Consider the following 15956-nt stretch of genomic DNA (forward strand, 5'->3'; position numbering starts at 1 on the left):
CTGAGGAACAGGTTTTAAATTAATTTATTTCCTAAACATCCTTAAAATTAGATTGGAAAAAAGTTTTCACAAAAAAACAGGCTCATAAACGGAGCCTGTTTTTTTACTCAATAGCACGCTTTTGAACTTACTTATATTCAATTACAAAGTCCTCAGTAGGATTTCGAACTTTTTTCATGGTTGATAGCCAATCATTTTCTCCATCTCGGTATCCTAAATACAATAAAGTTACACTTTTTAAACCTTTAGATTTTAAATCTAAGAGTTCATCCACCAAATTATTGTCAAAACCTTCAGCCGGCGTTGTGTCCACTTTCAATTCTGCTGCTTCTGCAATGGCCATTGCAAAACCAATATAGGATTGGCGAGCTGTGTGAATAAAATTTTCAGCTGCCGATTCTTTCAGATAAATTCCTTTTATCTTATCAGTATAACTCGTAAATCTTCCGCGAGGCAGGTCTCGTTCGTCTGTTGTACGGTCATAAATAGCATCTATCCTGTCCTCTGTGTACCGATCCCAAGCTGCAAAAACTAGCACATGAGAGCAATCCCTCATTACCTCTGGATTTAAAACGCTTGGAGAAAGTTTTTCTTTAATTTCTTGATTGGAAACAACCAATACTCGATACTGTTGCAAGCCTGAGGAAGTCGGAGCTAACCGAGCTGCTTCTACGATGCTTGCCACATCTGCTTCACTCACTTTTTTTGTTGGATTGTATGCTTTAACAGCATATCTCCACTTTAATGATTCAATTAATGACATTTTATTTCGTTATTAGGAGCAGCCACTTATCGCTTGCTCTTTTTTATGTTTGAAAACTTCTTCTAGTGGTTGGTTACTATCAATTCTACCTTAACATTTCCACGGGTGGCATTGGAGTAAGGACAAACCTGATGGGCTTTATCAACCAACTCTTTCGCTTCTTCTATACTAACTTTAGGTACGTTTACCGATAAAACCACAGACAATCCAAATCCCTCGTCATCATTTTGACCGATGCTTACTTTTGCGCTGACGGACGTTTCGCCAGTTTCTATTTTACCTTGTTTGATAACCAAATTCAATGCGCTATCAAAACACGCTGAATAGCCTGCCGCGAAAAGTTGCTCCGGGTTCGTGTAATCGTCACTGGCTCCGCCCATTGCTTTCGGCATTCTAACCTGTAAATCCAACACTCCATTACTACTTTTAACATGGCCATTTCTACCACCGGTGGCAGTTGCTTCTGCGGTATATATTACTTTCATTTTATTACTCCTCTTCTAATGTTTTTTAAAAAAGAGCTGCCAAATAAGAGCAGCTCCAATAAGTTTACTTTAAACGGGAAATGATTCGCTCGGCTACACTTTCAGATGAAGCCGGATTTTGCCCGGTGATCAACAAACCATCTTCCACCACATGCACACCCCAATCGTCGGTTTTACTGTAATGACCGCCCAAATTTTTTAATTCAGTCTCCACTAAAAATGGTACCACATTTGTTAATTGCACTGCTTCTTCTTCGGTATTTGAAAAGCCAGTTACATTTTTTCCTTTTACAAAAGAGTCGCCATTTTCAAATTTGACATTCTTAAAAACACCTGGCGCATGGCAAACAGCACCAACTATCTTTCCGCTATTGTAAAAATCTAAAATCAACTTGGCAGAATCTTCATCGTTAGCTAAATCCCAAAGTGGTCCATGGCCGCCGGGATAAAAAACTGCATCGAAATCTGAAACTTTCATTTCAGACAGTTTATGAGTATTTGCGATGATCTCTTGAACTTTCTGATCTTTATAATAGCGCTCGGTCGCGCTTGTTTGTGCAGATTTTGCTTCGCTAGAGGGATCGATCGGCGCTTGTCCACCTTTTGGCGTTGCCACGGTTATCTCATAACCTGAATCTTGAAATTTGTAATAGGGAGAGGCGAATTCTTCTACCCAAAAACCAGTTTTTTTACCGGTATCGCCTAATTTATCGTGTGAGGTAATTACGAATAAAACTTTCATATGATTGTTATTTTTATGACTATTAATTAATTATTCTTTTTAAACACACCTGTACTCCACAGTGCCCAAAGGATTAATACCGGTTGAAAAAACAAACGGATGAGCCTAAGTTTATCGGTATTCAATCCAAAAGCGTCAACCTTGTTTACGTATTGAGCGATATTTCCAGGGAAAACAAGTAAAAAAAATATCGCGACAACTATTCCAACCCATCGTTTTTTCTTCACCCAGAACACAAGTGATACGCCCAGACTTATTTCTACAATACCAGATGCCAATACGGTAAAATCTTTACCCAAAGGCAGCCACTCGGGTATTTGGGCTAAAAATGCTGAACGATTGAACGTAAGATGGCTTACCCCCGCAAAAGTTAAAAAAAACCCTAGAAGCACTCTAGCTATATTTTTTATGTTTAGCGATTTCATTTTATTTGTTTAACATTTTATTTAACAAATCTCTAAATTGAATCAACTGCTCCATAGAGACATCTAAACACTTTACTAATTTTTTCGGGATGTCTTTAGCCCTAGCCTTCAATTGCATCCCGGTTTCGGTTAAGGAAACCATTACCACGCGCTCATCTGTCTTACTTCGATTCCTGGTTACGAAGCCTTTTTGCTCTAATCTTTTAAGCAGTGGGGTGAGTGTTCCACTGTCTAAATCAAGTTTTTCTCCTAGCTGATTTACTGTATGTTGCTTTTCCTCCCACAATACCATCAATACTAAATACTGAGGATAGGTAAGATCCAGCTCTTTTAACAATGGCCTATAAAGGCTAGTTAGCTTTCTTGAAAATGCATAGGCGGGGAAACAAATCTGGTGTTCGAGCTTTAGTAAATCTTCCATTCGATTTTATAACACCACAAATGTAAATAAGTTTTACACAATTTAATTTACAACAATATAATTATACACAAAATTGACCGTTTTGCGCTTTACCAGAGAATGAGCGCTATTGAGATAAAAGATTTTTACAGCATTGTTTTACATTTGAAAAACGGAGCAGCTTAACCAATTATTTTTATAGAAGTTTTTTAACGCGCTAAAATATCCGCTGGGCTGAGTTTAGAAAGAAGAACGGTATTCATTTGAGGCGAATTAGTCGAAGGATTTCGCTTAATTACAAATCGGAGGGAAAATTATTTGGGAAAAAACCTATTTCTTTAAAAATTTATCTCCTTAAATCGATAGAGCAGTTTCAGTTTACGACTAATTGAAAATTTTCAGCAGAGAAAAACTGTTGAGCTTGATTTTTTAATTAGCGCTGACTTATTCGCTGATTTATCTTTTTTTGAATTTTCTTTCAGAATATTGGCCCAATTGGTACGCAATCAGTATCGGAATTAACGACAAACCAATGTATTTTTCTAACAGTCCGTATTGTGATAAAACAACCAGAAATACGGCTGCAATTAATATAAACAATACGTCAATTATCGGCTTCTTCATATCTATTTAGTTTTTTGTATGATCAACGGCATTTAAAGAATGGATAAAATTTAAATTCATTGCCAATATAAGCTATTTACAATTTGTCGTCGTCAGGTTTTTTTTGAGGGTGATAAGTTGTACCAACAGAAGAACCACTACACCAACCGATTTAAGCCGGATTGAAGTGTAAAGCCCGCAGGATTTCGAGCGAGCGGACTTGCAACAAAAAGCCGGGCTGGCGGTTCAAAAAAGCACAGAAATTTGCCTTTCAAATAAAAGAACCTCCTAAACTTCAAATCTCAAGATTGCTCCTGTCAGTCGAAATTTAGTAAGTGATCTTTTTATTTAAAAATAACTGGTTTGTATTTTGGCACCAACGCTTTCATAACCACCCAACCGATAAGGTAGCAGACGGAACAGATGGAGAATACAATAAAATAACCAGCGGCCTCGTCCTTAAAGCTCATAAAAATAATGTGATTTTCACCAGTATAATCGAATAACATACCAGAGCCCTTGTTGATAAAAAAACCAGCGACTCCCCCTGCCATACCTCCTATTCCAGTAATTGTTGCAATTGCCTTTTTAGGAAACATGTCTCCAACGGTAGAGAAAATGTTAGCCGACCAAGCTTGGTGTGCCGCGCCTGCAATACCAATAATTATCACCGGTAGCCAATAAGTAATATGCCCTAAAGGCTGCGCTAACAGTGCCAGCAAAGGAAAAAAAGCGAAAATAAGCATCGCTCTCATTTTTCCTTGATATGGATTCATGCCTTTTTTATCAACAAAATAAGTCGGCAACCAGCCGCCAACAATAGAAAGTAGGGTAATCATATAAAGTACGAAAAGCGGGAAAGCACTTTGTGTTGAATCCATTCCGTATACATCGCTTAAATAAGCTGGCGTCCAAAACAGAAAAAACCACCAAACGCCATCGGTCATAAATTTACCAAATGCGAATGCCCAAGTTTGGCGATGTCTAAAGCAATCTATAAAAGAGACTTTTTCGTCAGTTTCTTCTACGTAATCTGCCAAGGTTCTATCATAGGTTAAATCTTGTTGAATGTAATCCAACTCTGGCTTATTAACTTTTGGATGGACATGTGGCTTTCTATAAATCAGCACCCAAAACCCCATCCATATAAAACCTAAGGCACCAATGATTATAAACGACATCTCCCAGCCATAAGCTCTTGCGATAAACGGAACAGAAAGCGGCGCCGCTAAGGCGCCAACAGTTGCTCCAGCATTAAAAATACTTGTTGCAAAAGCCCTATCTTTTTTGGGAAAATATTCTGCAGTAGTCTTGATGGCTGCTGGAAAATTTCCGGCTTCGCCTAAGGCTAAAACAAAACGCGCAAATATAAAAACCGCAACGCTTACATTAATCACTAGTCCGGTATTATTTATGGTCCGGATAGTATCTTTTGCAAGTTCAAAGCTTCCGAACCAATTTCCCGTAAGATAGCCTGCCGTAACTATTCCACAAAATGCGTGTAAACAAGCACCCACAGACCAAACGCCAACTGCCCATAAAAAGCCCTTTTTTGTATCTAGTTTATCGACCAACCTGCCCGCAAATAATTGTGACACCGCATAACAAATAGAAAATAGAGCGGTAATATTGCCATAATCGTTGTTATCCCAATGAAATTCCGGCGCAATAAAGTCTTTCCAAGTTAGAGAGAGCACTTGTCGGTCGAGGTAATTTATGGTAGTAGCCGCAAATAGGACTAGACAAATGGTCCACCTGTAGCTGGTCATTTTACTTTTGTTCATTTGGTTAGGTTTTTTTTAAATGGTATTATTTACTTTCTTTGATGAGCCTTAGCGCGCGTTTTGTATTTTCAAAAAGCTCCTCATAGCGCTGCGCTGACATCACTTGTTTATTGATTAATTTACTTCCCATACCAACGGCGCATACGCCCGCTGCAAACCAGGTTTTAAGGTTATTAGCATCGATTTCTACACCACCAGTAGGCATGAAAAGCTGACCCGCAAAAAGATCTTTAATTGAAGATAAAAATTCGGGACCTAAAATATTTGCTGGGAAAATCTTGATTAGGAGGGCTTTATTTTCTTGAGCGACACTTATTTCTGTTGGCGTCATACAACCGGGAATCCAAAGCATATTTATTTTATTGGCAATTTTGGCAACCGCCGGGTTAACAATCGGAGCGACAATAAAATCTGTTCCACCTGCTATAAAATCATCTGCATCTTTAACCGTCTTAATGGTTCCAATCCCCAAAAATAGATCGTGCATTTCTGCATTTCTTACCTCAACCAATTTTTTAAAATTTGGTAATGCAAACTGACCTCTATTGGTATATTCAAACACCCTTACACCAGCTTTATAAAGCGTGCGCATCAATTCTACGCTAGTGGATTCGCTGTCGTGATAAAAAAGCGGCAGCATACCCTGTTCCAAAATGGCGTCTATTATTTTGTGCTTATTACTCATTTTCTCTTTTCATTGTTCTTTTCACACCTTCTACATCACTTGTAGTTGCGTCGCTTGCAATAAACAATTTATTAAATGCAGCTGCAGTTGCGAACCCAAGCACCTCTTTAATTGATAGTTGATTGTAAAAACCATAAATTAATCCTGCCATAAAACAGTCGCCGCTTCCAACCTTATCCAAAATGTCATCTGAAAAATATTTTGCAGATACGATTAATTTATTTCCCGAGTAGAGGGTTGTGTGATAGTTAATTCCCCTTCCCTGATCAAATCGAAAAGTATTTGCTACTGCTTTACAGCTTTTAAACATATCCATTATCTCCTCGGAAGTTTCTTCTGCCTGTTGTATTAATACATCGGTATTGTAAGCTTCCTTTTTTTGGAGCTGGGAATTTAACCGAGTGCCGAGCATATTATGCGCCGCCCATACGTTACCCATAATCAAATCGCAATATTTGACAAGTTCTGGCATTATTTCAACAGGTTCTTTTCCGTATTTCCAAAGTTTACTTCTGAAGTTTAAGTCGATGGAAACAACAATGTTCCTTTCCTTTGCTGCTTTTACTGCCTCTAAACAAACATCAGCTAACGACTGATTAATGGCGGGACAGATTGCGCTGAAATGAAACCAGGTTACCCCATCAAAAAGCTTTTGCCAATTAATTTGCCCGACACAAAGCCCGGCGAAGGACGAGTTTGCTCTGTCGTAGATGACACCTGAATGCTTCAGGTCGTTTCCTTTGGGAAGGTAGTAGATTCCTAACCGATCGCCTTCGAACAACATGGAAGAAATGTCAATCTCTTTTTCTATTAAATCTTGTTCGATTTCTCTCGTGATGGCATTATCCGGCATGGCTGAAAAATAGGCAGAAGGCAAATCCCACAAGGCCAGTGCTGTGGCTACGTTTAGTTCCGCGCCACCAATGTAGAAGGGAAGTTTATTTTCCTTTAACCAATTTCCTTGCAAATCAGGACAAATACGAAGTAGTATTTCCCCAAAACTCAAAATTTTTTCTCCTTGTCTGACAACGAATGGTATTTGGTCTTTCATTTTTATGGTAAAACAGCACAATTCTAATCCATCAAAACAGCATAAATTTGCTTTATGCACTTCAAATGCTCCTGACTATTTTGACAATTAACATTAATATCTTTCGCATCAAACCAGAATGTGCTGCAATAATTCCTGGTACAAGCTGAGTTTGTTTGAAAATTTTATTGAAGGATGCAAAAACATGAGAATCATTTGGTTATCCTTTCGTCGAAAATAAATAAAATTTAAAGAATTTGCTCAAAAAGATTATTTGTAAATAGTTAAATTGAGGGGTCAACTTGTTTCAAATCAATAGCCAAATTTGCAAGATGTTAAAAAAAATTTTTTGATAAGAAGGTGACTCCGCGCTTCCAAGGTATACAATCCTCTTGGTTTAACAAAACCGTAATGGAAATCACTTTTTGGAATGGCCATCTAACTCGCCTATTTGAAATACATCGACAAAAATAGAAATGTACATTAAACGATCTACGGCACAATCATCTGTCAAAATGGCGACCATCTAAATTTAGATAGGCATCCCAAAATGCAGATTGAAATTTATTTTCTTATAACTTGCTTAAAAAAATAAAAATACAGTCTCTCAATGAGTAAGAATGACATTATTAAGATATTCACTCTTCAGAACAGGATTACCCTAAGCTTCGGAAGTTCTGCCAGGATGGCTTATTCAGTTTATACCGGTTTTATTTTTGAATGATCTGTCGGACCCAGGAAAGCGCTCAACCCCAATCTATTTATCAATCGACGGCACCGCGTAATTTAATTTACCAGCAATTTCCAACAGCATTGTAACTTTGAATTTTAAGTGCCGGTTTATTAATTTTTAGATGGTCAAGATACAAATCCCATTTTATGCAAACCGATCAAATGGGCAAAACGTAACTTTAACAATTAAATTTACTTAAACTACTGTCGCTCTCTTGATTTAGTTGCCGAACTGAAAATGTTAATTTGCCTATTAACGATGGTTACCGCTAGATTTAATAACCGGCTAAAAAACGTTCTCGTTCGCTCAAAATATTTTTGAAACACGTGGTTAAAACACCGAAATGCAAAAAAAAATGAAATGAAGATGAAATTTTTTAAACTTCACAGTCTTACTATTTCAAACTTTTAATTTGTTCTTTGTCATAAGTGATCCAGTCGATGATGTCTTTTCGCAGGGGTTGCATGGTGAGCAGCTTTTGGAAGTCCAAGATGGAATTATTAAAAAGTGCGACGCAAGCTGCTTTTTCTGTTTTCTTTTTCGATTTAAAAGACCTGAAAATAGCGTAGTCTTTATAAGCCAAGCCACGGTTTTGATACATCTGTATATCCGATTCGCTTAAATCAATTGCTTTAGTAAAATCTGCAATTGCAGCGGTGTAAAAACTTTCCCTCATTGAATTTCCTGATTCCTTTGGATCATTTGCAATTTTCAGTCTTGCTTTTCCTCGGTAATAGTAGGCTGAAACATCACTAGGCTGAACATTTGCCAAGCGCGTGTAAGTAGCGATACTTTTTTCATTATTTCCATTTTGGAAGTACGAATAACCCAGCATTTTCAAAATTTTAGCATTGTCAGGATCTTTCGCATCAGCCTTTTCTAATTGTGCTACCGCAGTTTTATAATCCGCCCGTACAATTGCTTGGACACTTCTATCAAAATTACTTTGAGCAAATGTGTTGCCCGAATAAAAAACGAGTAGACCGATGCATGTCTGTTTTAATAAATTCATTTACTGCTAGTTAGTTTAACCATCGTCGAGTTGCTTTTTTTTCCTAATTTAGCAACGCCAATATTCTTTAAAATAAAGAAAAAAAAAGCTTTTCTTCACTACAATAATCTTCATAACGCTAAAAAACTTGCATTATGATTTTCTTATGAAAAATAAAACCTGCCGTTTTAACAGGAGGAGTCTGGAAATAGAATACTGGCACAAGAGTTGAAAACCTAGAACTAACGAAAAAATATAACGAAAAATGCGATACCACTGTCAATGTGTCGCGATAAGGATAACGTGAAAATGAGTAAAGAAAATATTTTTGATTTCAGTAATTCAATGCCCATCATAAATGAAGAAACCGAGTTTTTTCCGCTTATGTCTCAACAAGATGAGGATGATATGAACAACGAAGACCCACCAGAAACACTTGCTATTTTACCGTTGCGTAATACAGTATTGTTCCCCGGGGTGGTGATTCCCATCACCGTTGGTAGAGATAAATCTATAAAACTTGTAAAAGAGGCTTATAAAGGAAATAAAATAATAGGAGTTGTATCACAAAAGGACGTTTCAATTGAGGATCCTACTTTTGATCAATTAAATAGTGTTGGCACCGTTGCAAATGTGATCAAGCTTTTGCAAATGCCTGATGGAAATACTACGGTAATTATACAAGGCAAACAACGTTTTAATCTTGTTGAAGAAGTACAGGGTGAGCCATACATTAAAGCAGTTGTACAGAAATTTGAGGATGCAAAGGTTAAGCCTGGAAAAGAATTTAAGACCTTAATTGCTTCTATAAGAGAGATTTCTGCCCAAATTATCCAACTTTCTCCAAATATTCCGAGCGAAGCAAGTATAGCATTAAAAAACATTGAAAGTAATTCGTTTTTGATCAATTTTATCTCTTCAAATATGAACGCTGAAATGGCCGACAAGCAAAAGATTCTAGAAATGGATCATTTGCAGGATCGCGCCAAGAAGGTTATGGATTTACTGATGGTTGAATTGCAGGTTCTCGAATTGAGAAATCAAATACAATTTAAGGTTCGTACAGATTTAGACAAACAACAGCGGGACTACTTTTTAAATCAGCAATTAAAGACAATTCAAGAGGAACTTGGCGGCAACTCTACAGATTTGGAAATAGAGGCCCTAGAAAAACGCGCTGACAAGAAAAAATGGCCACAAGTAGTGGCAGATCATTTTGATAAGGAATTAGATAAAATGGGAAGGATGAACCCTGCGGCGCCCGATTATTCCATTCAACTGAACTACCTCGAACTTTTGTTAGACCTTCCGTGGCGGGAATTTACCAAAGACAATTTCGATTTGAAACGTGCCCAACGTGTGTTAGACAAAGACCATTTCGGTTTAGAAAAAGTTAAAAAACGGATTATCGAGTATTTAGCAGTTATAAAGCTAAAAAGAGATATGAAAGCGCCGATTTTATGCTTGGTTGGCCCTCCAGGAGTTGGAAAAACATCTTTGGGGAAATCTATCGCAAAAGCACTTGGTCGAAAATATGTGCGAATGGCTTTGGGTGGAATTAGAGATGAGGCGGAAATAAGAGGACATAGAAAAACGTATATTGGCGCAATGCCCGGAAGGATTATTTCTTCCTTAAAAAAGGCAGGTTCAGACAATCCAATTTTTGTACTCGATGAAATTGATAAAGTTGGCTCAGATCATCGCGGAGATCCTTCTTCGGCGCTTTTAGAAGTACTTGATCCCGAACAAAACAGTGCTTTTTATGACCACTATGTGGAGGCAGATTACGATCTTTCTAGTGTGTTATTTATAGCCACAGCAAATTCTTTGAGTAACATTCAACCTGCTTTGTTGGATCGGATGGAAATTATAGAGGTAAACGGCTATACAATCGAGGAAAAAGTAGAGATTGGGAAGAAATTTTTACTGCCAAAGCAAAAGGAGAACCACGGTTTAGGCATAAAAGACATGACCTTAAAGCCTGCGATTATTGAGCGTGTGATTGAAGACTACACTAGAGAATCTGGCGTTCGCGGATTGGAAAAAAAGATTGGTTCTTTGGTGCGTGGTGTGGCTACAAAGATTGCAATGGAAGAAGAATATGAACCAAATTTAACCTTGGCAGACGTAGAACGCATTTTAGGTGCACCTATCTACGATAAAGATTTTTACGAAGGAAATGATGTGGCAGGTGTAGTAACCGGACTCGCTTGGACCAGCGTTGGGGGAGACATATTATTTATAGAATCTAGTTTAAGTCCGGGAAAAGGAAAACTCACATTAACAGGAAATTTGGGCGATGTAATGAAGGAATCTGCCGTAATTGCCTTAGCTTATTTAAGGGCACATTCTGCAGAGTTTGGAATAGATGCAATTCTTTTCGATCAATGGGATGTGCATGTGCATGTGCCTGCTGGTGCTACACCAAAAGATGGTCCATCTGCTGGAATTACCTTATTGACGGCGCTTACCTCTGCTTTTACACAGAGAAAAGTTAAACCAAATTTGGCCATGACTGGTGAGATTACACTTCGGGGAAAAGTATTGCCGGTAGGTGGCATAAAAGAAAAAATATTGGCTGCAAAGAGGGCAAACATTAAAGAAATTATTTTATGTAAGGCAAATCGAAAAGATATATTAGAGATAAAAGAAAGCTACGTAAAAGACTTAACGTTTCATTATGTAACTGAAATGGCCGAAGTGATTGACCTCGCGCTTACAAAAACAAAGGTGAAAAAACCACTAGATTTTAGTTTAAGACCAAAGGTTGTTGTAAATTAATATTCATCTATTTCATGAATCCAGTTGTGGCAACGCCCAACAATAAATACATTTACAGCCTGGGTCAAACGCCCAGGCTTCTTTATGAAATATCTTATTTCCTTTTTAGTGCTCTGTGGTTTATCGCTTCAATCTTCTGCACAAGTCTATAAAAACGAATTTGGTTTTACCACAGAAAACGATGCTTATTTAGCGACATTAAATGATCGATACTACACAAATGGTCTGTTTATATATTTTAGGAGCGCAATAAATCCAAAAAATTTTAAAGAAAATGTTGCGAAAAAAACCTATGAAATTTCTATTGGTCAGAAAATATTTACGCCTTTTTCTGGAGATGTACCGATAAAGGAAAATCAAGACAGACCTTTTGCAGGTTATCTTGATGTAGGAGGCAGCTATTCTATCTTTTACAGAAAAGAGCGCTTGGTTAAATTCACTGCGCAAATAGCTGCCATCGGACCAAATTCCTTAGCAGAGAAGGGACAAAAATTTTTACACAAAACCATTGGTTTTTACACGCCAGAGGGATGGGAATATCAGATTAAAAATGAGCTTGCCGTCAATTTATCGGCCAATGCCGCACAGTTGCTCTACAGAACAAAGGATAAAATTTTTGATGTAACTGGCGAAGGTTATGCAAATTTAGGAACTACTTTTTCTGGTGTGGGGATCTCTAGCTTGATAAGAATTGGAAAACTGAATCAATTATTTAACAGCAGTAGTTATAACGCAACTATTGGGGAAACAGCTGATAGAAGACTAAATGAACAGGAGTTTTTCTTTTACCTGAGACCGAAACTAAATTATGTGGGGTATGATTCTACGATACAGGGAAGCTTATTTAACAACGATAGTCCGGTTACTTTTGGAGTAAAACCAATTGTGTATGAGCAGCAAGCTGGTTTAAACTATACGATAAGGAGACTTAGTTTTGATTTTAGCGTGATTTTCAAGACCAAGGAAGTGCAAAGCGTGGCCAAAGCACAAAATTACGGCAGTTTTAGCATGGTATACAGGTTTAATTAGCAGATCAAAACGAACAAAAATCAAAGACCGGGCGATCAGCGTAAGGAGCCAAATTCGAACAAAATATCAAAGAAGTTGAATGACTTAGACCTTAACACAAAACGAAGTTAAAATCTTTGTTTATCAAAGACGAATGGATGCGAGCGATCTATAAATACCAATTATCACGTTAATCAGGGCTCATATTGGGTTTTGTCCTCGTTTTTTTTCGACTGGCTCTAATCGCCTTATTTTGCAGTCTTTTCAGAATAACAGATTTAGGTATTTTACTCGATTTTCTGGGTTTGTCAACTTTTAAAGAGCGCTCTAGTAGCAACATTAACTTTTTAATTGTGCGTTCTTTATTTAGCAATTGACTTCTTTCCTCTTGCGAAGAAATATGCAGAAATCCTTCGCTATCCAAGCGATTAAGAAGGCGATGTTTTAACAGCATTTTTTCTGTTTCGGAGAAAGCATTTGTCTGAGTCAGATCAAAAATCAGCAGCACTTTTGTCTCTACTTTATTTACGTTTTGGCCGCCTTTGCCCCCGCTTCTAGCAGTTTTAAAAGTTACAAATTTTAAAATTTCATCTTTGCTTGGCGACATCATTCAAAGGTATAAAGAATACGAACTAAATTATCGGAAACTTAATTTCGTTTTTTATCTTTGCTACGCATGAAAAATAATCGAGTGATTGCCATAGATGGCTACTCTTCTTGTGGTAAGAGTACATTGGCAAAAGCATTGGCAAAAAAGCTTAATTTTATTTACATAGATAGCGGCGCAATGTATAGAGCCGTAACCTTATTTTTTATAAATAACCATGTAGAAACCAACGACGATAAGCAAGTTGCTGAGGCATTGCAAGAGATTGAATTGAATTTTCATGCTAGAGATTATCAATCACACATTACCTTAAATGGCAAAGAAGTATCGGATGAAATTCGTTTAATGCCCGTTTCTGAAAATGTAAGTGAGGTTTCTGCCCTAAAACTTGTGCGCCACGAAATGGTTAAGCAACAACAACGCATGGGTAAATCTAAAAATATTGTGATGGACGGAAGAGACATTGGAACAACTGTTTTTCCAGAAGCGCCAATTAAATTTTTCATGACCGCAGATCCAAATGTTAGGGCTAAAAGACGATTTAAGGAGCTTGAAAGTAAGGGAAATAATGAGGTGACCTTGGAAGAGGTTTTCGAAAATCTTGCGCATCGCGATTACGCAGATACGACAAGAAAAGAAAGTCCGCTGGTTAGGGCTGATGATGCAATTATTTTAGATAATACCAATCTCACAGAAGAAGAACAGCTTGCTTTTGCTTTGGCCAAAGTTGAGACTCATTTGGGATATTAAAGCATGGCTAGGGCGGCTTAATTGCTATGCTCGGATAGACATCTTTCTAAATCTGCAGCATTCATAGCCCTGTATCCAAACAGTTTTATACTTTTGTACTTTCCTAATTGAAAATTTAATCGCAAAATAGACGACACATGTTTAAATATTTTTTTCTCTTAATTGGTTTTATAATTCTTTCTGGCAATTTAAAAGCTCAAGAAATGTATAGAGTTACCGCCGATAAATTAAACATTAGGGAAACTGAAAAAACCAACAGTAAGGTGATCGGTTTTATTCCGGAAGGTGAAAATGTGATGGTTTTAGACAGTTCAAAAGTAGATGTGTTTAAAGTAAAAGTAACGAATGGAGAAGGCTGGGTGAGTGGAAAATTTTTGCAACGGATAAACGCGCCGAAAAAGCTACCCGTTAAAGTGCAAATTAAAGTAGTAGAAAAACAAAATTCTGAAACCTTATACATAGGATTATTGGTTGTTGCTGCTGCAATTGGCATTGGACTTATTTACAAGTTTGCAAATAGTCGGCAATTTTTGATATGGTTGACTGCTATCGTAGTCTTGACAGTAATCTATTTAAGCTATTTGGAATTTTTTAAACAGAGAACTGTCGGAGGACTTTACACGACAGCAACTGATCAGCAATATAAATCTTTTGAGTTTAAAGCCAAAGATTCTGTAACAGTAAAAAACACTTATACCGATTCTACTTTTACGGTGCCATACAAGATAAAGAATGATATGGTGGAATTCCCCGATGGTCAGAATTCGATAATGTTATTAATCATTAACGAAAACACATTAGAAGGGCAAGGATTTACTTCTGGAACTTATAAAAAATTATAACCTTTAAATTTAAAAAAACTGTTCTTCATCGATGGTGTTTGAACTTTTCAAGGATTTTCTCGTTGTGTTGATCCTATAGCACGGGAAAAAGGATACAATGTCTCAAATTATTTGATCTTCTTTTGTTTACAAAATAACTTTTCCCCCATCCGGGTATTGGGCTAAAAGCGAAAGCATTTTTAAGGCAAACTATATTCAAATAAATTAGCAATGGATGAAAGTTGATTGAGTAAACGGATTCCTTAGCAAAAATCTGCACCTGCATTTAGTGAAACTATTATTTTCCCGTCTCGAAAACATCAAATAAACTTTATAAAATTTTTGTTGAACCCTGCAATATGTCTTCGTTAGCCATTGTTCAAGAAGTTTTATCTCCTAAAATAGCTCATCGTGAGCTGAGTTATTACAGCAATCAGCAAAATTTGTCCTCTAAAATTACTGAACCGCTAACCAGCACTGGATCTAATAATTTCGCTATTTAATTACAAACCTCAGACAATATAAGTTTCAGGAGTTAGAATTTTGGTATAGATTTATACCAAAATTCTAATTTTATAAAAAAAACTATGAGCTCACTATTAGACGTAATGATTGTCCCAGTTGACGATCCGATTGCATTCACATTTTTTACTGGTTACATGGCTATGTTCGCAGCTTCGGTGTTCTTCTTTTTCGAAAGAAGCAGCGTTGATGGAAAGTGGAAACTTTCTCTGTTGGTTTCTGCATTGATAACAGGTATCGCAGCAGTACATTATTATTACATGCGAGACTATTATCTGGCAACGCATCAAACTCCAACTGCCTTGCGCTACATCGATTGGACATTAACTGTTCCATTGATGGCCGTTGAGTTTTACCTTTTAACTAAGCCATTTGGAGCAAAAGGTGCAACCTTGTTTAAATTAATTGTTGCTGCAGCAGCTATGTTAGTTTTTGGTTTTATAGGGGAAACATCCGGGCTAAATAACAATATTATGTGGGGAATATTGTCGACATTGGGATATTTGTACATCGTCTATGAAGTATTTGCCGGAGACATTGCTAAATTAACTAAACAGTCTAATAGTCCGGCTCTACTCAGAGCAATGTTTTTATTGAAAATCTTCATCACTTTAGGATGGTCAATTTATCCTATCGGATATATGGTATTACCAGGAAACTTATTGTCAGGCGTCTTTGAATCAAAATCTATCGACCTTTTCTACAATTTGGCAGATGCCGTTAATAAAATTGGATTTGGCTTGGTTATTTATTCTGTGGCGATAGCGGAAACAGCCAAAGTAAGAAAAGCAGTTGCGTAAAGAACGTACAAACCAATTTATTTAGC

General features: G+C 37.1%; 15 protein-coding genes and 1 pseudogene. 5 read left to right on the top strand and 11 right to left on the bottom strand.

All coding sequences use genetic code 11. From position 1 onward, the window contains the following. Positions 1-127: 127 nt before the first annotated feature. From ACVWYG_RS02105 to ACVWYG_RS02150, 10 genes are all read right to left on the bottom strand, one after another. Complete coding sequence (locus ACVWYG_RS02105; RefSeq protein ID WP_457268475.1) at positions 128-763, bottom strand: nitroreductase family protein; 636 nt, start codon at positions 761-763, stop codon at positions 128-130. 62 nt (positions 764-825) lie between these two features. After that, on the bottom strand, positions 826-1248 hold the full coding sequence (locus tag ACVWYG_RS02110) for an organic hydroperoxide resistance protein (protein WP_457268476.1): 423 nt from the start codon (positions 1246-1248) through the stop codon (positions 826-828). Positions 1249-1312: 64 nt separating this feature from the next. Continuing rightward, on the bottom strand, positions 1313-1990 hold the full coding sequence (locus ACVWYG_RS02115; RefSeq protein WP_457268477.1) for a type 1 glutamine amidotransferase domain-containing protein: 678 nt from the start codon (positions 1988-1990) through the stop codon (positions 1313-1315). A 26-nt stretch (positions 1991-2016) separates the two neighbouring features. Beyond that, entirely contained in the window at positions 2017-2415 is a 399-nt protein-coding gene (locus tag ACVWYG_RS02120) for a DoxX family protein (RefSeq protein ID WP_457268478.1), read from the bottom strand. 1 nt (position 2416) lies between these two features. After that, positions 2417-2836 (bottom strand): MarR family winged helix-turn-helix transcriptional regulator, encoded by a 420-nt coding sequence (locus tag ACVWYG_RS02125; RefSeq protein WP_457268479.1) that lies wholly within the window; start codon positions 2834-2836, stop codon positions 2417-2419. A 435-nt stretch (positions 2837-3271) separates the two neighbouring features. Then, a complete protein-coding gene (locus ACVWYG_RS02130) occupies positions 3272-3439 on the bottom strand; it encodes a hypothetical protein (protein ID WP_457268480.1) in 168 nt (55 codons plus the stop codon). Positions 3440-3762: 323 nt separating this feature from the next. Then, positions 3763-5202, bottom strand: coding sequence for an MFS transporter (locus ACVWYG_RS02135; protein ID WP_457268481.1), 1440 nt, complete (start codon positions 5200-5202; stop codon positions 3763-3765). Positions 5203-5227: 25 nt separating this feature from the next. Beyond that, positions 5228-5887, bottom strand: a complete 660-nt coding sequence (locus ACVWYG_RS02140; protein WP_457268482.1) for a bifunctional 4-hydroxy-2-oxoglutarate aldolase/2-dehydro-3-deoxy-phosphogluconate aldolase — start codon at positions 5885-5887, stop codon at positions 5228-5230. Then, the gene (locus ACVWYG_RS02145; protein WP_457268483.1) at positions 5880-6938 is read right to left on the bottom strand and encodes a PfkB family carbohydrate kinase; all 1059 of its coding nucleotides are present in this window, start codon (positions 6936-6938) and stop codon (positions 5880-5882) included. Before ACVWYG_RS02145 ends, ACVWYG_RS02140 begins: the two co-directional genes overlap by 8 nt. A 1106-nt stretch (positions 6939-8044) precedes the next feature. Next, positions 8045-8662 (bottom strand): tetratricopeptide repeat protein, encoded by a 618-nt coding sequence (locus tag ACVWYG_RS02150; RefSeq protein WP_457268484.1) that lies wholly within the window; start codon positions 8660-8662, stop codon positions 8045-8047. A gap of 288 nt (positions 8663-8950) precedes the next feature. On the opposite strand from ACVWYG_RS02150, the gene lon reads away from it, so the two are divergent. Together lon and ACVWYG_RS02160 are read left to right on the top strand one after the other, a co-directional pair. Further along, a complete protein-coding gene (lon, locus tag ACVWYG_RS02155) occupies positions 8951-11422 on the top strand; it encodes an endopeptidase La (RefSeq protein ID WP_457268485.1) in 2472 nt (823 codons plus the stop codon). An 84-nt stretch (positions 11423-11506) separates the two neighbouring features. Beyond that, entirely contained in the window at positions 11507-12451 is a 945-nt protein-coding gene (locus tag ACVWYG_RS02160) for a lipid A deacylase LpxR family protein (RefSeq protein ID WP_457268486.1), read from the top strand. A gap of 169 nt (positions 12452-12620) precedes the next feature. Here ACVWYG_RS02160 and ACVWYG_RS02165 read toward each other — a convergent pair. Next, positions 12621-13004: pseudogene (locus tag ACVWYG_RS02165) on the bottom strand (peptide chain release factor-like protein); the annotation flags it as partial. A gap of 102 nt (positions 13005-13106) precedes the next feature. Between ACVWYG_RS02165 and cmk the strand changes: the two are divergent. From cmk to ACVWYG_RS02180, 3 genes are all read left to right on the top strand, one after another. Next, a complete protein-coding gene (cmk, locus tag ACVWYG_RS02170; protein ID WP_457268487.1) occupies positions 13107-13787 on the top strand; it encodes a (d)CMP kinase in 681 nt (226 codons plus the stop codon). Positions 13788-13924: 137 nt separating this feature from the next. Continuing rightward, entirely contained in the window at positions 13925-14629 is a 705-nt protein-coding gene (locus ACVWYG_RS02175) for an SH3 domain-containing protein (protein ID WP_457268488.1), read from the top strand. Positions 14630-15195: 566 nt separating this feature from the next. Further along, the gene (locus tag ACVWYG_RS02180) at positions 15196-15930 is read left to right on the top strand and encodes a bacteriorhodopsin (protein WP_457268489.1); all 735 of its coding nucleotides are present in this window, start codon (positions 15196-15198) and stop codon (positions 15928-15930) included. Positions 15931-15956: the final 26 nt, after the last annotated feature.

Source organism: Pedobacter sp. UYEF25, assembly GCF_054061655.1.